Origin of the sequence: Paeniglutamicibacter sp. MACA_103 (assembly GCF_045798555.1) — a bacterium.
Taxonomy (GTDB): domain Bacteria; phylum Actinomycetota; class Actinomycetes; order Actinomycetales; family Micrococcaceae; genus Paeniglutamicibacter.
Window position 1 is genome coordinate 105,483 of sequence record NZ_JBIXLN010000002.1, and the last position, 18,941, is coordinate 124,423.

Consider the following 18,941-nt stretch of genomic DNA (forward strand, 5'->3'; position numbering starts at 1 on the left):
ACCTGCCCGGTGCGGACCGACTGCCTTATGCCCGGGCGGCCCCGGCCGGTTCCATTCTGTGCACTCGGTGCGCGGTGGCGGCCATGAACGCCTCGTCGTGGGTGGCGAGCAGCACCGCCCCGCCTCGATCCAACACGGCCCGGAGCGCCGCTTGCAGCCGGGCCAACCCGTGCGCGTCCAGCGCCTCGGTCGGCTCATCCAGCAGCAGCACCGTCGGTTCACGTACCAGCACCGTGGCCAGGGCGACCAGCCTGCGGGACGATGCCGGCAACTCGTAGGGGTGGGTCTCAGCGTGGGCGGCAAGGCCCAGCGATTCCAGCACCTCCGGGATCCGGGCGGCCTCCGGGCCGCGCTTGGCCAGGCCGAAGGCGACCTCGCGGCGAACCGTTCGTTCGAAAAGCTGGTCGGAGGGATTCTGCAGCAACAGACCCACGGCGCCGCCGGAGCCGGTGTTTTCGATGACCCGTCCGGCGCTGGGGCTCAGCAGGCCGGCGGCGGCCTTGAGCACCGTGGTCTTGCCAGACCCGTTCGGCCCGGCGAGCGCGACGCACTCGCCTGCCTTCACCTGCAGGTCCAGGTCGGCCACGACGGGGTCTGCGGAACCGGCGTAACCGAGGCCGGCACCGTCAAACTCGAGCAGAACCAACGCTTCCGACCCCGGTTGCGGGTGGGACGCGGATACGGAGGGCGATGTTCCTGCCTCCTGCGCGGTGTCCACCGCGTGGCAGCTGCCCGCGCGCAGGAACAGCACTTGGTCGGCGCCGGCCGCCAGGTCATCGAGGGAGCGGGTGAGCTGCACCAACGCGGTTCCTGAGGCACGCAGCCGGTCAAGCAGGGCGCGGACGCGGGTAGCCGCCGCGGAGTCCAGGCCGGCCAGCGGCTCGTCCAGGACCAATACCGGCGGAGCCGCCAACGCGAGCGCGGCCAGCGCCACGAGGCGCTCCTGTCCCCCGGAGAGCTTTCCCGGATCCCGGTCCAGCAGCGTGTGAAGGCCCAGCCTGTCCGCGAGCGCGGCGATCCGGAGGCGCATCTCGGGACGCGGCACCCCGGCGTTCTCCAGGCCCAGGGCCAACTCCTCCTCCACGGTTTCACGCACCCCGGAAAGGTAGTGGCGGGCATCCTGCGGCAGCATCCCGACCTGCCGGGCCCAGCCCACCGGATCGATGCGCGGGCCGCCGCCCACGCCATGGCGGATGGTTTCCCCGGCCAGGTGCAGCGTCGCTTCCAGCTCGTCGCCGTCGTGGCGCGGCAGCATCCCGGACAGCACCGCACCGAGCGTGGACTTGCCCGAGCCGGAATCCCCCACGATGGAAGTCAGCGATCCCGGTGCCAGGGAAAATTTGATTCCGGAGAGCGTGTCGTCATCGGCACCGGAATAGCGGAAGCGTGCCAGCTCCAGCCCGAGCACCGCGTTGCCCCTCGCGCTCATGCCGCCGCCATCCAGGTCGGGGCCAGGACAGCCAGCGGTCCCAGGACGGTGCAGGCGAGCGCCACCCGGCGCACCGTGCGCTCGGCAGCCGAATCCGGCACGGAACGCAAACGCGTGTGCGGTCCCGCGGCCGGAAATCCGCGCGCTGCAAGGTGGCTCGAGCGGTCGGCGGCGTCCTGCAGGGCGGAGAGCACCAGCGGCACCGATCGCAGACGGACCCGCCGCCACCAGCCGCGCGGACCGGCGCCGGTGGCCGCCCCGCGCAGCGCCTGCGCCTCGCCGATGGCACGCTGCCGCTCGGCGAGGCGGGGCAGCAGGGACAGGGTGGCTGCCACCAGGTAGCCCAGTTGCGGCGGGGCGCCGGAGAGGTCGATGGCTGCCACCAGGTCGTGCCGGTCGATCAGCAGCGTGCACAGCAGCCCCGCGACCACCAGGACGGCGGTCCGCAGCGCCAGCTCGCCGGCGGTCGCCAGCCCCTCGGCGGTGATCCGCAGCGGGCCTGCGGCAGCAAGCACGTGGCTGCCGGTCCGGTCGACCAGCCCGTGGATCAGCAGCTGGGATCCCCAGGCGGGTGCCAGGATGGCCGCCGCGAGGCCGGTGAGCCTCCGGGCGCGGTGCGCCCACACGGCCAGCAGCAGGCATGCCAACAGCACCGCGGCGCTGAGCCACCAGCGGCCGGCCGCCGTGGCGGTGGCCACGACGGCGGCCGCGAGGGCGAGCACGGTGAAGGGGTGCAGCGGCGCGGTGCGGGGCATGGGCATTTTCTAGCGGGAGCTGCGGCGGCCGAGCACCCGGTGGCGGCGCACGAAGGCGAAGCTTGAGGTCAGCCGGCCGGGCAGCGCGTAGATGAGCAGCGCGGCGAGCAGGAAGACGATGGCTTTGTCCCCGGGGTCGGAGATCAGCGCCTGTTTGGTCACTGCGCCCAGCAGCGAGTCGCCCATCGAGCGGAACGCGGCGACCACCGCGCCGGTGCCGACCCCGGAGGTCCCGCCGAAGACGAAGGCGGCGACCGGGGCGGAGAGCACGCCGACCAGCACGCCGGCGAGGAGCCCGGCCACCGGGGCCAGGTAGGGGCGGCGCAGCGCGCCGAAGCGGGCGGCGGTGCCGGCCAGGAAGCCGACCAGCGCGGCGCCGGCGGCGAAGGGCAGCACCGTCGGGTTGAACAGCGACCAGATCAGCGTGCCGAGCACGCCGGTGGCGGCCCCGGCCCGGCGCCCGGCCAGGAAGCCGACCAGCACGGTGCCCAGCGAATCCAGGTAGAGCGGGATCATCACGGAGCCGACGAACTGGCCCAGCACGATGTTCAGCGCGAGCGCCACCGGGATCAATGTGAGCGTGGAAACCGGCAACTCGGGCAGCACCGCGGCCAGCAGCAGGAGCGCGGCGAGCAGGTAGGCGGCGAAGGTGGCCAGGGCAACCCCTTGGCCCAGGCCGTCGGTCAGGCCGGTCGGCTGGGTGAGGACCAGGGCGGTGTAGGTGCCGGCCAGCAGCAGCACTGCGGCGCCGGCCATCAGCCGGCCGCGCAGCGTGTGCCCGGTGGCGTTCTCGGGCAGGGTCAGGTTCGGTGACATGGGGGCCATTCCTCGGGTGCGAGTGGGGCTCCACCGGGGTTGCCGGCGGCGCCCAAGAGCAGGATCGGGGCCTAATGTCACCTCGGCCCGGACAATGATTCTAGCCGACCCATCCCGCCGCCGGGCAGCTCAGGAAGCCAGCTCCAGCCGCCGCGCCAGCGCGCCGAGCCGTGCCACGAGCTCGGCGAAGCCGGCTTCGGGGTCGTTCCAGGTCACCACATGGGCGTTGGCCGGCTTGCCCCAGAGCGAGCGGAAGTCCGCCACGGTGGTGCCGATCAGCAGCGGGGAATGCGTTTCGACGTCCACGGTGGCCGGGGCGCTGCGGTGTTCGAGGGTTCCGGCTGCGATCCCGGCGGCAAAGTAGTCGTGCACGTGGGCGATGTAGCCCTGGTCGTAGTGGCGGTGGAACTCGAAGTAGAAGCGCAGCGCGTCGGAGAGGTAGCGCACCAGCGGGTTCGAGGCACGGCTGAGTGTCCCTTCCGGGTCCCCGGCAAGCACGTGCTCGGGTTCGGTGCAGCCGGCGGCCTCGGCCAGGTCGGTGACCAGCCCAGGCTGCATCTCGAAGCGCTCGGTGGAATCCAGCGAGCAGACGATCGGCAGCTTCCCGGCCTCCAGCCCGGCCTCGGCCGCTGCCGTGTAGGCGGCGTAGACCTCGGCGGCGGCGTGCGGGTCCACGTGCGTGTTCCACTCCGCGGTCGGGGTGGTGTTGCCCTGGTGGTAGAAGGCACCGCCCATGATCACCACGCGCCCCAGCAGCCAGGGCAGCTTCGGTTCGCGGCGCAGCGCGAGCGCGAAGTTGGTCAGCGGGGCCGTGAGCAGGGCGGTCAGTTCCCCGGGGTTGGCGTGGGCGGCCTGGATCCAGTAATCGACAGCGTCCCGCTCCCCTGAGGCCGGGTCCGCCGGACCGGGATCGGGCAGCGTGGCGTACCCGACGCCCTGCGGGCCGTGGGTTTCCGGGGTCGTGGTCAGCGGGACGGACAGGGGTTCCCGCGCCCCGATCAGCACCGGCACCTGCGGCTGCCCGCACAGTGCCAGCAGCGCCCGGTTGTTCGCGGCGACCTGGTCGGCGTCGACGTTCCCGGGCGTGGCGGTGATTGCCACGATCTCCACGTGCGGGCAGGCGGTGAGGTAGGCCAGGGCCAGCGCATCGTCGATCCCGGTGTCGTTGTCGAGCAGGATCCGGGTGCGGGGAACCGTCATGGCTAGAACAGGGCGATCTTCGGGACCCGCGGGAAGATCCCGTCAAGTTCGGCCAGGTCCTCGGGCCCGGGCTTCCAGGAGATCGCGCGCGCATTCTGCGCCACCTGCTCAGGGCGGGTCGCCCCTGCGATGACGCTGGCCACGGCGGGCCGGGCGGCCAGCCAGGAGAACGCGACCTCGATCTCGGTGAATCCGCGTTCGCGGGAGAAGTCGGAGAAGCTGCGCAGCTGCTCGAAGTCGACGGTGTCCATCAGGTGCTGCCGGGCATGGGTCAGCCGGGAGCCTTCCGGGGCGCTTCCGCCCGAGTACTTGCCGGTGAGCAGCCCGTTGGCCAGCGGGAAGTAGGGCAGCAGGCCCAAGGAGTAGGCCTCGGCGGCCGGTGCGACCTCCAGCTCGGCACGCCGGTCCAGCAGGTTGTAGTGGTTCTGCGTGGAGACAAAGCGCGCCCCGCCCTGCGCGCGTGCGGTGAACTCGGCCTCGGCGATCTGCCAGCCAGCGCGGTTAGAGTGCCCGAGGTAGCGCACTTTCCCGGCACGGACCAGGTCATCGAGCGCTGCCAGCGTCTCGGCAACTGGGGTGAGCGGGTCCGGGGTGTGGAATTGGTAGAGGTCAATATATTCGGTGCCGAGGCGGCGCAGGGAGGCCTCGACGGCCCGCACGATGTAGCGGCGCGAGCCCCGGGCCCCGAAGTCGTTGCCGTTGGCCCCACCCATGTCCATGCCGAACTTGGTGCCGATGACCACCTCGTCGCGGCGCTTTCCCAGCGTCTTGCCCAGCATGGTCTCGGAGAGTCCGGGCTCTTTGCCGTAGGTGTCGGCGACGTCGAAGAATGTGATTCCCGACTCAAGGGCGGCGTTGATGACGGCGTCGGTCCCGGCCTGGTCCTCGGTCGCGGTGCCCGACCGGCCCAGGTTGTTGCACCCCAGCCCCACGGCCGAAACCACCAGTCCCGAGGCTCCCAATCGACGGTATTCCATGGCACCCATGCGCATTTGTCCTTTCACCGGTGGTTTCCTGGCCGGCCCCTCGCACGCGCGGGGGCATCTGGCCACGGGCTTCGGTGCCCGCCTAAGCATTCAAGCATGCGCCGCGGCGGGCGGCACAGTGTGTCGCGGCCGGGGCGGCGTGGGTTCACCGGAAACGCCCATGAACCCTTAAGATGGGGGTTATGTCTAAAGTCCTCACCTCCCTGCCCGTTGGCGAACGCGTAGGTATCGCGTTCTCCGGTGGCCTTGATACTTCCGTCGCCGTTGCCTGGATGCGTGAAAAGGGTGCCATTCCCTACACGTACACCGGAGACCTCGGCCAATACGATGAGCCGAACATCGACGCCGTTCCAGGCCGCGCCCTGGAATACGGCGCAGAGGCCGCACGCCTGGTCGACTGCAAGCCAGCCCTGGTCGAAGAGGGCCTCGTGGCCCTGGCCTGCGGCGCCTTCCACATCCGCTCCGGCGGAAAGGCCTACTTCAACACCACCCCGCTGGGCCGTGCCGTGACCGGCACCCTGCTGGTGCGTGCCATGCGCGAAGACGGCGTGGACGTGTGGGGCGACGGCTCGACCTACAAGGGCAACGACATCGAGCGGTTCTACCGCTACGGACTGCTCTCCAACCCGAAGCTGCGCATTTACAAGCCGTGGCTTGACCCGGCCTTCGTCCAGGAGCTCGGCGGCCGCTCGGAGATGAGCGAATGGCTCGTCGAGCGCGATTTCCCGTACCGCGACTCGGCCGAGAAGGCCTACTCCACCGACGCCAACATCTGGGGCGCCACCCACGAGGCCAAGACCCTCGAACTGCTGAACACGTCCCTGGAATCGGTCGAGCCGATCATGGGCGTGCGCTACTGGGATGAGTCGGTCGAGGTCAAGACCGAGGACGTCTCCGTGACCTTCGAGGCCGGCCGCCCGGTCGCCATCAACGGCGTGGTGTTCACCGACGCCGTGGCCCTGGTCGACGAGGCCAACAAGATCGGCGGACGCCACGGCCTGGGCATGAGCGACCAGATCGAGAACCGCATCATCGAGGCGAAGTCCCGCGGCATCTACGAGGCCCCGGCCATGGCGCTGCTGCACATCACCTACGAGCGCCTGCTCAACGCCATCCACAACGAAGACACCGTGGCCAACTACCACGCAGAGGGCCGCCGCCTGGGCCGCCTGATGTACGAGGGCCGCTGGCTGGACCCGCAGGCCCTGATGCTGCGCGAGTCCCTGCAGCGCTGGGTCGGCTCCGCCGTCACCGGTACCGTCACCGTGCGCCTGCGCCGCGGCGACGACTACACCGTGCTCGACACCGTGGGCCCGAACCTGAGCTACCACCCGGACAAGCTGTCCATGGAGCGCGTTGGCGACTCCGCGTTCGGCCCGCTGGACCGCATCGGCCAGCTGACCATGCGCAACCTGGACATCGCGGACTCCCGCTCGCGCCTGGAGCAGTACGCCAACCAGGGCCTGCTGGGCGAGAAGACCGTGAAGTTGGTCGGCAAGCTGGAGGCCGGTGGCGCTTCGGCGATCGTCGACGCCGAGGCCGTTGACGCCGACGAGCTCGCAGGCGACCGCGCGCTGGAGCGCGCCGCCTTCGATTCGGGCACGGACTAGAAACATCATGCCGGTGGCCCGTTGGGGCCGCCGGGACGGGCGGGGCACTTCACCGGGGAATCGGTGAGGGGTCCCGCCCGTTTTTCATGCCGGGAGGTGCACCGGCTTGCTAGAATTCTCGACCACGCCACATTGCCTACGCTCGGAGATACCTTGTCCACGAACACCTCACGCAACCGTCTCTGGTCATGGACGCACGCCGAGCGCGCGGCCCTGGCCCGGGACCTTGCCGAACTCGACGATGAACAGTGGGCAGCCGGCTCGCTGTGCGGGCGCTGGAGCGTCCAAGAGGCCGTGGCGCACCTGACTGCGGGGGCAAGCGTTGGTCCGGCACGCTGGTTCGCCAGCGTTGTGGGCGCCGGGTTCGATTTCGATCTGCACAACGACCGCCGCCTGGCCGAACATCTGGGAACGTCACCCGGCGATACGCTCGCGCGTTTTCGCGGCATCATCACCAGCACCACCTCGACGCTTGGACCGACCGAGGCCTGGCTGGGCGAAGTGATCGTGCACGGCGAGGACATCCGGCGGCCATTGGGGATCGGCCGCACGGTTCCGGTGGAAGCAGTCACCGCCGTCGCAGACTTCTATGCCCGGCGGGACTTTACCGTCGACTCCCGGAAGACCATCGCCGGATTGCGGCTCGAGGCAAGCGACGGCCCGTTTGCCACCGGCAGACCTCTCGTCCACGGGACCACCCTCGCACTGACGATGGCCATGGCCGGACGCGAAAGTCATTGCGATGAACTTGCCGGCGACGGCCTTGAAATCCTGCGCGCCCGTTGCGCAGGACGCTGCGTCGGCGGCAGCGAGGGAAATCCCCGCCCCTGAGCCACGGCTCCCGTGCCCGCCGGCGCGACGCACAGCATCGGCCCGATCGTGGCCCATGGAACGCGGGCCCCGGTAAATTCCTGCGCATCCACTGAACGGGCACGCTGCGCTCAACGCGGCAGGAGCACGCGGACCTGGTCCATGATCCCGGCAAGGATCTGGGCAACGGTGCTGCCGACATGGTGTGGCGCCGCCATCGCGAGGAACATGATCGCGGAGATAATGTGGGCGATCGTGGCGGCGTCGCCGGGCTCGATGCGCGGGTCGCGTCGCAACACCGCGGCGATTGCCTCCTCTGTCTGCAGCGTGAGGCCAAGGGCGTCCCGGTGGTGGGGCTCCGCAGGGTCCCCGAAGATCATTTCGCGCAGGTAGGTTCGCCCGTTCTCGACCTGGACGCGGTTGCATTCCACCACCGGTCGGATGATCGCCATCACGGCTTGGAGCGTTTCGGCGATGGCCTCGGCGGACGCACTACCGCCGGCAAGTGCCTCTGCATAGCCGGAGTTTTGCACCAGCAGCAGCAGTTCGCCCTTGTTCCTGGCATACAGGAACAGTGTGCCGGTGCCGATGTCTGCCTTGTCGGCGATCTGCTGGGTGGTGACCTCGTCGACGCCGTGCTCGGCGAAGAGCTCGCGCGCGGCGGCGGTGATGCGTTCGAGCTTGGCCTGCTTGTTGCGCTCACGCCGTCCGGTTGCCTGGGGGTGAACTGACATCGCGCTTCCTTCGGGAATAGAATATGACTGCACTCAGTTATGAGTGTAGTCATTGCTTTTGAAGGCGCCACCGCCCTTCGTTCATTCTCCCACGCCGGCCCGAGGCACCCGGCCCTCGGCATTGACACGCCCGGGGCCACCGCAACTCCCCCGCGGTGTCGTCGACCACCAACCGAAAGTTCATGCTCATGACATCACTCCATGATGCAGTCGACACGGCGATGACCGCCGGACTCGGCGCACCCATCGAGTCCCGCCACGCGCAGCCGGCGGCCGGGAACGCGTAGCCCGGCCGCCACCAGCCCCACCACGCAAGCACACCAAGAAGGAGCACCCCAGCATGAAGGCATTCATCCTCACCCGGTACAAGGGCGAGCTGCAGGAAGCGGACGTGGCCGAACCCACGGTGGGCGGGCACGACGTGCTGGTCCGGATGCAGGGCGCGGGACTCAACCAGCTCGACGAGAAGATCAGGGCGGGCGAGTTCAAGGCGATCCTGCCCTACAAGCTGCCCCTGGTCCTGGGCCACGACGTCGCCGGCACCGTCATCCGGGTCGGCGAGCACGTGCGGGGCTTCAAGGTGGGCGACGAGGTCTATGGCCGCCCCTCCACCACGCGCATCGGCACCTTTGCCGAACGCATCGCGGTGCCCGAGGTGGACCTGGCCCTGAAGCCCGTGTCGATCGGCATGGAGGAGGCCGCTTCGCTGCCGCTGGTGGCGCTCACCGCCTGGCAGGCCCTCGTCGAGCGCGGCAACGTGCAACCGGGGCAGAAGGTCCTGATCCATGCCGGAGCCGGCGGCGTCGGGTCCATCGCGATCCAGCTCGCCAAGCACCTCGGCGCCGCGGTGGCCACCACCGCCAGTGCCGCCAACGCCGGGTTCGTGCGCGAGCTCGGTGCCGACACCGTCATCGACTACCGCAACGAGGACTTCGAGTCGCTGCTCTCCGGTTACGACCTCGTGCTCGACAGCCTTGGCGGGGACAACCTGGCCAAGTCCCTGCGGGTGCTGGCTCCCGGCGGAAAGGCGATCGGGATCTCCGGGCCCCCGGATCCGGCCTTCGCCAAGGAAGCCGGCCTGAACCCGTTGCTGCGCCTGGGCGTCGCCGGGCTAAGCGCGGGAATCCGCCACCGGGCCCGGAAGCTCGGGGTGGGCTACGAGTTCCTGTTCATGCGCGCCAGCGGGGAGCAGTTGCGCCGCATCACCGACCTCGTCGACAGCGGTGCCCTGCGCCCCGTCGTCGGGCGGGTCTACCCGTTCGGCCAGACCGCCCGGGGCCTGAAGTCCCTGTCGCAGGGCGGCATCCGCGGCAAGGCCGTGATCAGCAATCCCTGACCCGCGGCCTTGACCCCGCCGCAGGCAGAACAAGTCCCGGCAACGATTCCTCGTTGCCGGGACTTGTTCTTGGTGCCGGTCTTGGTCTTGGTGCCTAGCCCAGGGTGAACGGTGCCTTGGCCGGCAGCGGGAACGCCTGCTTGGGCTTCTCCGGGGCCTCGAAGGGCGCGGTGGCGATGGACAGCTTGGTGAAGTCCAGCTTGGCCTCGCGCAGGCAGGTCTTGATGGCCGTGACGGCCTTCTTGGGCTCCGGGGACAGGATGCGGATGTTCAGCTTGCGCGGCGCGTAGTCCGAGGACTCCACGGTGCCCAGGCCGCGCCAGGCCAGGTGCCCCACGAGTGCCTCCTTGGCGGTGGTTTCCAGGTACTTGTCGCGGTCGGTGCCCTCGGCGCTCTTCAGCGCGTACTGCACGTAGACCCAGCCCTGCTCCTCCCGGGTCAGGGGCGCGAAGCCGTCCTCCTGGCATGCCACGGTGAACGCCGCCAGCAGGCCCTCGGCGGTGGCCTCGTTGACGTCCTTGGCGGTTTCGGTCTTGGACACGTGCCCGACGGTGCCGTGGTTGATCACAAACTGTCCGAGCTCTTCGCCCTCGTAGGTGGTGAACCAAGCCTCACGGAATTTCAGGGTTCCATCGTCGTCGCGGCGGTAGGTGCGGACTATTGACATGTGGTGGTGCTCCTTAGCGGGATGATGCGTCTGAAAATTCAGTGCGGCCGTGGACAAGCCACGTGGTGGCGGTGCCGTCGAAGGGGGCGTGCGAACCCTCCAGGGAGACCAGCAGTGCCTGGGCCTCGTCGATGATGCACGCCACCAGATCCTGCGGGTAGCCCATGAGGGTGGTGTGCTGCGCGAATTCGTCCTCGTCGTCGAGGAAGATCCCGCGTGAGCGCGAGTCTATGACATCCAGGTCCATGTCCACGGAATTGGCTTCCCAGCCGCCGCGGGAAAGTTGCCGCCAGCCGATCTGGGTGGACAGGTCCAGGTACACGCGGAAGTCCTCCGCCGGGTCGTCGTAGAAGGTGCCCAGCCAGTGGCCGGCGCGCGGCACCAGGCACACCGCGTCGGTGTCGGCCCAGTGGCCGTGGCCCGGGCGCGAGACCAAGGAGCCGGCGGGCTGGTAGATCCAATGGCCGTGGTCATCCGCTCCCAGATAGTGCCCGGGAACCACCCAGTGCGGGGCCCCGTTGTACTTCCAGGCCCGGGCCACCACGATGTCGCCGGGGACGGCGCCGGCCAGGTCCCGGGGCAGGTTCGCGGGTACAGGTGCTGCGGCGCTCACAGCTGCGGAATCTGCCCGGTGGGCATCTCGGCCCCGGGCAGCGGACGGGCGAAGGGGACCTTGGTGCCCAGCACCTGGGCCAGGGTGTCGTTCGCGATCCGGTCGGCGGTCAGCCCCACCCGCTCCATGACCTGGTCGCGGGTGCCGTGGGCCAGGAACTCGGTGGGCAGGCCGACCTCATTCAGGGCCGTGTCCACGCCGGCCGCGCGCATTTCCTGGCGGATGCGCGAGCCCACGCCTCCGGCGCGGACCCCGTCCTCGACGCAGACGACGATGCGGTGCCGGGCGGCCAGGCCGATGATGGAGCGCGGCACCGGCAACACCCAGCGCGGGTCGACCACCGTGACGGTGATGCCCTGGGCGTTCAGCCGGGCCGCGACGTCCAGGCAGAGTTCGCTCATGGCGCCCACCGAGACGATGAGCACGTCGCGTTCCTCGCCGGCACCGAGCTTGGCCAGGATGTCCACGCCGTCGTGCAGGCGCGCGGTGGCCACGATCTCCGGGCCCACGTTGCCCTTGGAGAAGCGCACGACCGAGGGCGCGTCGGAGATGGCCACGGCCTCGCGCAGTTCCTCGCGCAGCCGCACCGCGTCGCGCGGGGCGGCCAGGTGGAGGTTCGGGACGATCTGCATCAGCGCCATGTCCCACATGCCGTGGTGGCTGGGCCCGTCCGGTCCGGTGACCCCGGCGCGGTCAAGGACCACGGTGACCCCGGCCTTGTGCAGGGCGACGTCCATGAGCAGCTGGTCGAAGGCCCGGTTCAGGAACGTCGCGTAGACGCACACCACCGGGTGCAGGCCGCCGAAGGCCAGGCCCGCGGCGGAGGTCATGGCGTGCTGCTCGGCGATCCCCACGTCCAGCACCCGCTCGGGGTGCCGCTCGGACATGGTCTTCAGGCCCACCGGCTGCAGCATCGCGCCGGTGATGGCCACGATGTCCTTGCGTTCATCGGCGATGTCGGCGATTTCCTCGCCGAAGACCGAGGTCCAGGAGCGTGCCGAGGCCTTGGAGACCGGTTCGCCGGTCTGCGGGTCGATGACCCCCACCGCGTGGAACTGGTCGGCCTCGTCGGCGCGGGCCGGGGCGTAGCCGCGGCCCTTCTCGGTCAGTGCGTGCACCAGGACGGGTCCGCCGAAGTTGCGGGCCTGCTGCAGCGCCTGGTCGACGGCGGCCTGGTTGTGCCCGTCGATGGGGCCGATGTACTTCATTCCCAGGTCCTCGAAGAGGCCTTGGGGCGCCCACCAGTCCTTGATGCCCTTCTTGGTGGCATGTAGGGACTTGTAGGTGAACTGGCCCACGGGGCCGGAATCCTTCAGGCGGGTCTTGAGCCTGTCCATGGTGTTCTCGTAGGCAGGGTGCGTGCGGAACATGTCCAGGCGCTGGCGCAGCCCCGCCAGCTGGTCGGCGAGCCCGCCGATCGTCGGGGCGTAGGAGCGTCCGTTGTCGTTGACCACGATGACCACGCGGCGGTCCTTGTCGGCGGCGATGTTGTTCACGGCCTCCCAGGCCATGCCGCCGGTCAGCGCGCCGTCGCCGACCAGGGCCACGACGTAGCGGTCGGCTTCCCCGGTGAGCTTGCGGGCGCGGGAGATCCCGTCGGCCCAGGACAGCGAGGAGGAGGCATGGGAGGACTCGACGATGTCGTGCACCGATTCGGCGCGCTCCGGGTAGCCGGAGAGCCCGCCCTGCTGGCGCAGCGTGGAGAAGTCCTGGCGTCCGGTCAGCAGCTTGTGCACGTAGGACTGGTGCCCGGTGTCAAAGATGATGGAGTCGGTGGGTGAATCGAAGACCCGGTGGATGCCCAGGGTCAGCTCGACCACGCCGAGGTTGGGGCCCAGGTGGCCACCGGTGCGTGCCACGTTCTTGATCAGGAAGGACCGGATTTCCTTGGCCAACTGGTGCATTTTAGCCGCGTCCAGGCCACGAAGGTCCCGCGGTTCCTTGATGGTCGGAAGCAGTGGCACGGAGGCAATCCTTTCAAGATGGCAAATACCCGTTCAATCTTACCGCTCGTCCCTTGCCGCCGGGCACCATGGCGGTGCACGCCACATCGCCGCTCCCCCGGGGGCGGCGGCGGGCCCCTCCTTCCACCTGCTGCGCGGGGCGGCGGCGAAGGTCCCGGAAATCCACCGGACGGTACACGACTCAGATCGATTGCCGGTAGCCGAAGAACTCGTGGTCGTTGTTGTAGCCGCCCTCGCCACCGCCGAATTGCCCGAAGTCCTCCACGAATTCAATGCCCTTGATCCATTTCACGAGCTTGAAGCCGAGTTGGACCTCGTTGCGCAGCCGCAGCGGGGCACCATGGCCGAAGGACAGTGCTTCGTCGTTCATGTCGTAGGCCAGCATCGTGAGTTGGTAGCGCATCTGCTCGATGGGCTGGGCATCGTAGTAGATCCCGCCGTCCGGTCCCTCGGCGAAGGAGTAGAAGATCACCCATTTCGCCTTCGGATCCGGGCGGACCAAATCAAGGATGGCGCCCATGGACACCCCTCCCCACTTGGCGACGCCGGACCAGCCCTGGATGCAGAAGTGCTGGGTGATCTGCTCATGGTGATCCAGTGCCCGCAATTCCTGAAGGCTCAGCGAAACCGGGTTCTCCACCAGCCCGGAGATCTGCAGCCGGTAGTCGGCAAAGCCTGAATTACGCAGCTGCTGGTAGTCCTCGCCCACCGGGTACTTGCCGTTGTGCCACAGGTAGGGGGAAATGTCCTTTTCGGTGTACTGGCCAGGCTTCGAATCCAGGTGCTCGAAGAGGCGCTGCACGGGCCCGATGAGCGCGTACCCCACACGCTGGACCACCCGCGGGTGCCGGTAGGTGAAGGGGGTGGCCGCCACCCAGAACGCCGTCATGAGAGCCAGCGAGAGCGCGAAGATCCAGAAGCCGGCCCACCCGTGCGGCTCGTTCCTGTTGGCATACATCATGTTCAGGTTGTGCAGCGCATCGGTGGCGATGACCAGCGACACGTGCATCACGATGAACACCAGGAACCACACCAGGACCAGGAAGTGCAGGGAACGGGCCACCTGGATGCTGAAGAACCTGCTGATCCACCGGAACTTGGTGGACAGGGCCGGGGACATGCCCAGCCCGGTGAGAAGGGCCAGTGGTGCGGCGATGAACACCGTGACGAAGTAGGCCAACATCTGAAGGGAGTTGTACCCGGTCCAGGCGTGGTCGGCGGGCCAGTCCAGGGACAGGTACTGCACGGCGACCGAGACGGCGTGGGGGAAGACCTCCCAGCTGGTGGGAACCAAGCGCAGCCAGCGTCCGGAGCTGAACAGCAGGATGTAGAACACGATCCCGTTGGCCAGCCACAGCGTGTCCATGCCCAGGTGCCACCAGCGGGCCAGCCCGATCGAGTGCCGCCGTCCGGGCAGCCCCAAGGAATCGGGCAGGGTGATCGAGTCTTCCTTGGCGGTGTACAGCGGGTCGGCCGGGACGGGCTTCTGCACCCTGAACCAGTCCTTGCCTGGTGTGGAGTGCCGGGTCCAATACAGCCGGGGGTGGTCGGCGATGATCGTCACCCCGGAGCGGATGATCGGGATGAGGAGCAACATGTTCAAGAAGTGCTGCCAGCCGACCCACGGAGGGAAGCCCGCGCCCGCCTCGGCACCGGCGGGCAGCACGGTGCCGGGGTGTTCGTTGATGAAGTCCGCGACCCCCGGGGTGGTGCGCAGACCCTTGGCCACGGCGACCGCACCCAACAGCACCACGAAACCCAGCGGCACCAGCCACAGCAGGTTCAGCCAGCGGTCGCGGCCCACCCGCACCCGGGGAGCGACTCCGTATTGCGCAGGAACTCCGCCGGCCCAGGATTCGTCGACCACGTCGAGGGGCTTCCTGGAGAGTTGCTCGTCGAATCCCCCGGCCGCATGGTCGGGTTTTGGCCTGCTCACGGCATGTCCCGTACGGCGTCGACAGGTCGGGACGCGGGGCGCGGCCGCACGGAGTTGGAACTGTTGAACGATGGCACGAAGTACCTCCCGGGCGGGATTCAAGCGCTTCACACGCGTCGCGCCTGCGGCCGCCACCTTCAGCATAGGTGCCCCTGGAGGGCCCGGACCATAGGATGGAGGTGAAAGACAGGCCGGCCCCCGGCCCCGACCACCAGCAAAGGATCTGCCGCCGTGCCGGAGAAGAAACCCCATGTCCTCTTTGTCTGCAACACCAACGGCGGCAAGTCCCAGCTCGCCGCCGCCTTGCTGCGCCAGGCGGCGGGAGAGCGCGTCCAGGTATTCTCCGCCGGCCTGATCCCGGCACTCCACATCAACGAATTGGCCGCAGAGGTGGTCGCCGAGGTCGGCGCGGACATGCGTGCCGAGGTTCCCACCGCCTTGACCGAGGAGGCCCTGCGTGCCGCGGACCGGGTCGTCATCGTGGGCGAAGCACAGGTCCCGGAGCTGGAGGGCGTCGCCATGGAACGCTGGGTGCCGGGCGAGGCGCCCAGCGGTCTGGCCACCGAGCGCGAACGCATGGCGTTTCTGCGTGACGACCTGGCTGCCCGGGTTGCGGCCCTGAACGCAGAGCTTGGATCCACAAGCCACTGATTCCCCGCGCGCGGCCGGTCGGGATCGCGGGGCCCGTCTCAGCGCTCGGCGGGGCCTTCGTCCCGGCGGGGGTCGCGAACCTGTTCCTGCCGGCCATCATCGGCGTCCAGCCCACGGTTTGTCCCGGCGTCTGGGTCTTGGTCAAGCGACCGGTCATCCGAGTCCGGATCGAGCGTCCGGGCATGCCTGGCCCGTTCGCGGGCGCTGGATCGCGCGGACTCGGCGTCGTCGCTGAGATTCCGGGCTTCGCCCTGGAGGCGGTCGGCATCAACCCGCGCCTGCTGCGCTTCGGCATCCGCCCGGGCCGCCCGGGCGTCTTTTTCCCGCGCGTCCAGTTCTTCCTCCGCGGCCGCCTCGCGGAGGGTTTGGGCCTGTTCGAGGTCTTTCTCCCTCTTCCGTCGCTGCGCGAAAAACAGCGCCAAGCCAAGGAGTGCCAGGACGACTACTACGACGACGATGATCCACACCAGCTGGCCCGAATCCATGATGTTCGACCTCATTCCAATGGTGTCAAGGGGTGTAGGTCCAGTAAAGCCCAAAGCCGGGACGATTGCCATAAGAATGCACCTTGCCGGCGCTGCGACGAGGGGCGGCGGGAGGGGCCGTGAAGTTAACGCCGCAAGGGCGGGCCGTTCCGGATTTCTCCGGTCCGACCCGCCCTTGCGAGCGTGGATCTTCGCTGGCTAAATTAGCTGGCGGAGATCTGACGCAGGACGTACTGCAGGATGCCACCGTTGCGGTAGTAGTCTGCTTCGCCCGGGGTGTCGATGCGCAGGACGGCATCGAAGGAGACGGTCTTGCCGTCTTCCGCCACGGCGGTGACCTTCAGGGTCTTGGGGGTGGTGCCGTTGTTGAGTTCGGTCACTCCCTCGACGGAGAAGGTCTCGGTGCCGGTCAGGCCCAGGGTCTCGGCGTTTTCGCCGGCCGGGAACTGCAGCGGAAGAACGCCCATGCCGATGAGGTTTGAGCGGTGGATGCGCTCGAACGACTCGGTGATGACGGCCTTGACGCCCAATAGCGCGGTGCCCTTGGCTGCCCAGTCACGCGAGGAGCCCGAACCGTATTCCTTGCCACCCAAGACAACCAGCGGGGTGCCGGCTTCCTTGTAGTTCTGCGCAGCGTCGTAGACGTAGGCCTGCGGAGCACCTTCCTGGGTGAAGTCGCGGGTGAAGCCACCCTCGACGTTGTCCAGGATCTGGTTGCGGATACGGATGTTCGCGAAGGTGCCGCGAATCATGACCTCGTGGTTACCACGGCGCGAGCCGTAGGAGTTGAAGTCCTTGCGGTCCACGCCATTGGCCAGCAGGTACTGGCCGGCCGGGGAATCGGACTTGAAGGAACCCGCCGGGGAGATGTGGTCGGTGGTGACCGAATCGCCCAGCTTCAGCAGCACGCGGGCGCCGGAGATGTCCTCCACCGGTGCCGGGGTTGCGGTCATGCCTTCGAAGTATGGGGGCTTCCGAACATAGGTCGAATCCTCGGCCCACTCGAAGGTGTTGCCTGCCGGGGTGTCGAGCGCCTTCCAGCGATCGTCGCCGTCGAAGACACCTTCGTAACCCTTGGCGAACATGCCCTCATCGATGGAGGAATCCATCGTTGCCTGAACCTCGGTCGGAGTCGGCCAGATGTCCTTGAGGAACACCTCGTTGCCGTCCGTGTCGGTGCCCAGGGAATCGGTTTCGAAGTCGAAGTCCATGGTGCCGGCCAGGGCGTAAGCGATGACCAATGGCGGGGAAGCCAAGTAGTTCATCTTCACGTCCGGGTTGATGCGGCCTTCGAAGTTGCGGTTACCCGAGAGCACAGCGGTTGCGGAGAGGTCGTGGGCCTGGATGGCCTCGGAGATCTCAGCGTCCAGCGGGCCGGAGTTGCCGATGCAGGTTGCGCAGCCGTAGCCCACGACGAAGAAGCCAAGCTTCTCCAGGTACGGCATGAGGCCGGACTTTTCGTAGTACTCGGTGACGACCTTGGAGCCCGGGGCGACCGAAGTCTTGACCCACGGCTTGGACACCAGACCCTTTTCCACTGCCTTGCGTGCCAGCAGAGCTGCGGCAAGCATGACCGAGGGGTTGGAGGTGTTGGTGCAGGAGGTGATCGAAGCAATCGAGACCAGACCGTGGTCGATGGAGAAGCTTGTTCCATCGGCCTTGGTGACCTCAACGGACGTCGACGGGCGACCGATGTTCAGTTCGTCGGCTGCACCAGCGGCGTAGTTGTGGATGTCCTTGCGGAACTGTTCCTTCGCGCTGGAAAGCTCGATGCGGTCCTGCGGACGCTTCGGACCGGCGATGGAGGGAACCACCGTCGAGAGATCGAGTTCGAGGAACTCGGAGAAGCGGATCTCGCGATCGGCGTCGTGCCACATGCCCTGTTCCTTGGCGTAGGCCTCTACGAGGTCCACGTTTTCCTGGGAACGGCCGGTCAGGCGCAGGTAGTCAAGGGTGACGTCATCGATCGGGAACATGGCCGCGGTGGAACCGAATTCCGGGGACATGTTGCCGATGGTGGCGCGGTTTGCCAACGGAACCTGGGCAACGCCTTGGCCGTAGAACTCTACGAACTTGCCGACAACGCCGTGCTTGCGCAGCATCTCGGTGATGGTGAGCACCACGTCGGTTGCGGTGGCACCGGCGGGGATCGAGCCGTTGAGCTTGAAGCCGACCACGCGCGGGATGAGCATGGAGACGGGCTGGCCGAGCATTGCTGCCTCGGCCTCGATGCCGCCAACGCCCCAGCCCAGCACGCCCATGCCGTTGACCATGGTGGTGTGGGAGTCGGTGCCGACGCAGGTGTCGGGGTATGCGCGAAGCACGCCATTGACTTCGCGGGTCATCACGGTGCGAGCCAGGAACTCGATGTTGACCTGGTGCACGATGCCGGTTCCCGGGGGAACTACCTTGAAGTCGTCAAATGCGGTCTGGCCCCAGCGCAGGAACTGGTAACGCTCCCCGTTGCGCTGGTATTCGATTTCCATGTTGCGCTCGAGGGCACCGGCGTTGCCGGCGACGTCGATCTGCACGGAGTGGTCGATGACCATTTCGGCAGGAGCCAACGGGTTCACCCGAGTCGGGTCTCCGCCAAGTTCCTTGACTGCCTCGCGCATGGTGGCGAGGTCGACGATGCAGGGAACACCGGTGAAGTCCTGCATCAAGACGCGTGCAGGGGTGAACTGGATTTCGGTGTTCGGTTCGGCATTTGCATCCCACTGGCCCAGGGCCCTGACGTGGTCTGCAGTGATGTTCGCACCGTCTTCGGTGCGAAGCAGGTTCTCCAAAAGAACCTTGAGGCTGTACGGAAGGCTTTGCGCACCTTCGACGGCGTTCAGCCGGTAAATTTCATATTCGTTGCCATTGACGTCCAATACGCCCTTGGCCCCAAAGCTGTCCACATTGCTCACTGGGACTCCTCTCGCCGGATTTTTCATCTTCGTTGCACGC

General features: G+C 68.1%; 16 protein-coding genes. 4 read left to right on the top strand and 12 right to left on the bottom strand.

Annotated features, from left to right (window positions below; genetic code table 11):
• Positions 1 to 25 precede the first annotated feature (25 nt).
• From ACIPVK_RS01445 to ACIPVK_RS01465, 5 genes are all read right to left on the bottom strand, one after another.
• Positions 26 to 1,429: an ABC transporter ATP-binding protein gene (locus tag ACIPVK_RS01445; RefSeq protein ID WP_407610199.1), complete on the bottom strand. Its 1,404-nt coding sequence runs from the start codon at positions 1,427 to 1,429 to the stop codon at positions 26 to 28.
• Positions 1,426 to 2,184 (bottom strand): energy-coupling factor transporter transmembrane component T family protein, encoded by a 759-nt coding sequence (locus ACIPVK_RS01450; protein ID WP_407610200.1) that lies wholly within the window; start codon positions 2,182 to 2,184, stop codon positions 1,426 to 1,428. The genes ACIPVK_RS01445 and ACIPVK_RS01450 overlap by 4 nt, the downstream gene beginning before the upstream one ends.
• 9 nt (positions 2,185 to 2,193) lie before the next feature.
• The gene (locus ACIPVK_RS01455) at positions 2,194 to 3,000 is read right to left on the bottom strand and encodes an ECF transporter S component (protein WP_407610201.1); all 807 of its coding nucleotides are present in this window, start codon (positions 2,998 to 3,000) and stop codon (positions 2,194 to 2,196) included.
• A 129-nt stretch (positions 3,001 to 3,129) separates the two neighbouring features.
• Entirely contained in the window at positions 3,130 to 4,200 is a 1,071-nt protein-coding gene (locus ACIPVK_RS01460; protein WP_407610202.1) for a nucleoside hydrolase, read from the bottom strand.
• 2 nt (positions 4,201 to 4,202) lie between these two features.
• Positions 4,203 to 5,177 (bottom strand): aldo/keto reductase, encoded by a 975-nt coding sequence (locus tag ACIPVK_RS01465; protein WP_407610283.1) that lies wholly within the window; start codon positions 5,175 to 5,177, stop codon positions 4,203 to 4,205.
• 191 nt (positions 5,178 to 5,368) lie between these two features.
• Between ACIPVK_RS01465 and argG the strand changes: the two genes are divergently transcribed.
• Complete coding sequence (argG, locus tag ACIPVK_RS01470; protein WP_407610203.1) at positions 5,369 to 6,796, top strand: argininosuccinate synthase; 1,428 nt, start codon at positions 5,369 to 5,371, stop codon at positions 6,794 to 6,796.
• A 153-nt stretch (positions 6,797 to 6,949) separates the two neighbouring features.
• Positions 6,950 to 7,627: a maleylpyruvate isomerase family mycothiol-dependent enzyme gene (locus tag ACIPVK_RS01475; protein ID WP_407610204.1), complete on the top strand. Its 678-nt coding sequence runs from the start codon at positions 6,950 to 6,952 to the stop codon at positions 7,625 to 7,627.
• 110 nt (positions 7,628 to 7,737) lie between these two features.
• Here the strand turns inward: ACIPVK_RS01475 and ACIPVK_RS01480 are convergent, their stop codons facing one another.
• The gene (locus ACIPVK_RS01480) at positions 7,738 to 8,340 is read right to left on the bottom strand and encodes a TetR/AcrR family transcriptional regulator (protein WP_407610205.1); all 603 of its coding nucleotides are present in this window, start codon (positions 8,338 to 8,340) and stop codon (positions 7,738 to 7,740) included.
• Positions 8,341 to 8,680: 340 nt separating this feature from the next.
• On the opposite strand from ACIPVK_RS01480, the gene ACIPVK_RS01485 reads away from it, so the two are divergent.
• A complete protein-coding gene (locus tag ACIPVK_RS01485; RefSeq protein WP_407610206.1) occupies positions 8,681 to 9,676 on the top strand; it encodes an NADP-dependent oxidoreductase in 996 nt (331 codons plus the stop codon).
• A gap of 94 nt (positions 9,677 to 9,770) precedes the next feature.
• On the opposite strand, the gene ACIPVK_RS01490 is transcribed toward ACIPVK_RS01485, so the two are convergent.
• The 4 genes from ACIPVK_RS01490 to ACIPVK_RS01505 all read right to left on the bottom strand — a co-directional run bounded on the left by ACIPVK_RS01490 (position 9,771) and on the right by ACIPVK_RS01505 (position 14,856).
• Positions 9,771 to 10,343: a hypothetical protein gene (locus tag ACIPVK_RS01490; protein ID WP_407610207.1), complete on the bottom strand. Its 573-nt coding sequence runs from the start codon at positions 10,341 to 10,343 to the stop codon at positions 9,771 to 9,773.
• Between the two features lie 13 nt (positions 10,344 to 10,356).
• Positions 10,357 to 10,956 carry a DUF402 domain-containing protein gene (locus ACIPVK_RS01495; RefSeq protein WP_407610208.1) on the bottom strand — a complete coding sequence of 200 codons (600 nt, stop codon included), beginning with the start codon at positions 10,954 to 10,956 and terminating at the stop codon, positions 10,357 to 10,359.
• The gene (gene dxs / locus ACIPVK_RS01500) at positions 10,953 to 12,920 is read right to left on the bottom strand and encodes a 1-deoxy-D-xylulose-5-phosphate synthase (RefSeq protein WP_407610209.1); all 1,968 of its coding nucleotides are present in this window, start codon (positions 12,918 to 12,920) and stop codon (positions 10,953 to 10,955) included. Before dxs ends, ACIPVK_RS01495 begins: the two co-directional genes overlap by 4 nt.
• A 181-nt stretch (positions 12,921 to 13,101) precedes the next feature.
• A complete protein-coding gene (locus ACIPVK_RS01505) occupies positions 13,102 to 14,856 on the bottom strand; it encodes a molybdopterin-dependent oxidoreductase (protein WP_407610210.1) in 1,755 nt (584 codons plus the stop codon).
• A gap of 231 nt (positions 14,857 to 15,087) precedes the next feature.
• Here ACIPVK_RS01505 and ACIPVK_RS01510 point away from each other — a divergent pair, with 231 nt between their 5' ends.
• On the top strand, positions 15,088 to 15,507 hold the full coding sequence (locus ACIPVK_RS01510) for a low molecular weight phosphatase family protein (RefSeq protein ID WP_407610211.1): 420 nt from the start codon (positions 15,088 to 15,090) through the stop codon (positions 15,505 to 15,507).
• Positions 15,508 to 15,545: 38 nt separating this feature from the next.
• Here ACIPVK_RS01510 and ACIPVK_RS01515 read toward each other — a convergent pair whose 3' ends face one another.
• Complete coding sequence (locus ACIPVK_RS01515; RefSeq protein ID WP_407610212.1) at positions 15,546 to 16,064, bottom strand: hypothetical protein; 519 nt, start codon at positions 16,062 to 16,064, stop codon at positions 15,546 to 15,548.
• Between the two features lie 131 nt (positions 16,065 to 16,195).
• Entirely contained in the window at positions 16,196 to 18,901 is a 2,706-nt protein-coding gene (acnA, locus tag ACIPVK_RS01520) for an aconitate hydratase AcnA (RefSeq protein ID WP_407610213.1), read from the bottom strand.
• Positions 18,902 to 18,941 lie beyond the last annotated feature (40 nt).

Coding starts and splice junctions, on each gene's coding strand:
- ACIPVK_RS01445 (WP_407610199.1), bottom strand. CDS start 1,429: ATGAGCGCGAGGGGCAACGCGGTGCTCGGGCTGGAGCTGGCACGCTTC.
- ACIPVK_RS01450 (WP_407610200.1), bottom strand. CDS start 2,184: ATGCCCCGCACCGCGCCGCTGCACCCCTTCACCGTGCTCGCCCTCGCG.
- ACIPVK_RS01455 (WP_407610201.1), bottom strand. CDS start 3,000: ATGTCACCGAACCTGACCCTGCCCGAGAACGCCACCGGGCACACGCTG.
- ACIPVK_RS01460 (WP_407610202.1), bottom strand. CDS start 4,200: ATGACGGTTCCCCGCACCCGGATCCTGCTCGACAACGACACCGGGATC.
- ACIPVK_RS01465 (WP_407610283.1), bottom strand. CDS start 5,177: ATGGAATACCGTCGATTGGGAGCCTCGGGACTGGTGGTTTCGGCCGTG.
- argG (WP_407610203.1), top strand. CDS start 5,369: ATGTCTAAAGTCCTCACCTCCCTGCCCGTTGGCGAACGCGTAGGTATC.
- ACIPVK_RS01480 (WP_407610205.1), bottom strand. CDS start 8,340: ATGTCAGTTCACCCCCAGGCAACCGGACGGCGTGAGCGCAACAAGCAG.
- ACIPVK_RS01485 (WP_407610206.1), top strand. CDS start 8,681: ATGAAGGCATTCATCCTCACCCGGTACAAGGGCGAGCTGCAGGAAGCG.
- ACIPVK_RS01490 (WP_407610207.1), bottom strand. CDS start 10,343: ATGTCAATAGTCCGCACCTACCGCCGCGACGACGATGGAACCCTGAAA.
- ACIPVK_RS01515 (WP_407610212.1), bottom strand. CDS start 16,064: ATGGCAATCGTCCCGGCTTTGGGCTTTACTGGACCTACACCCCTTGAC.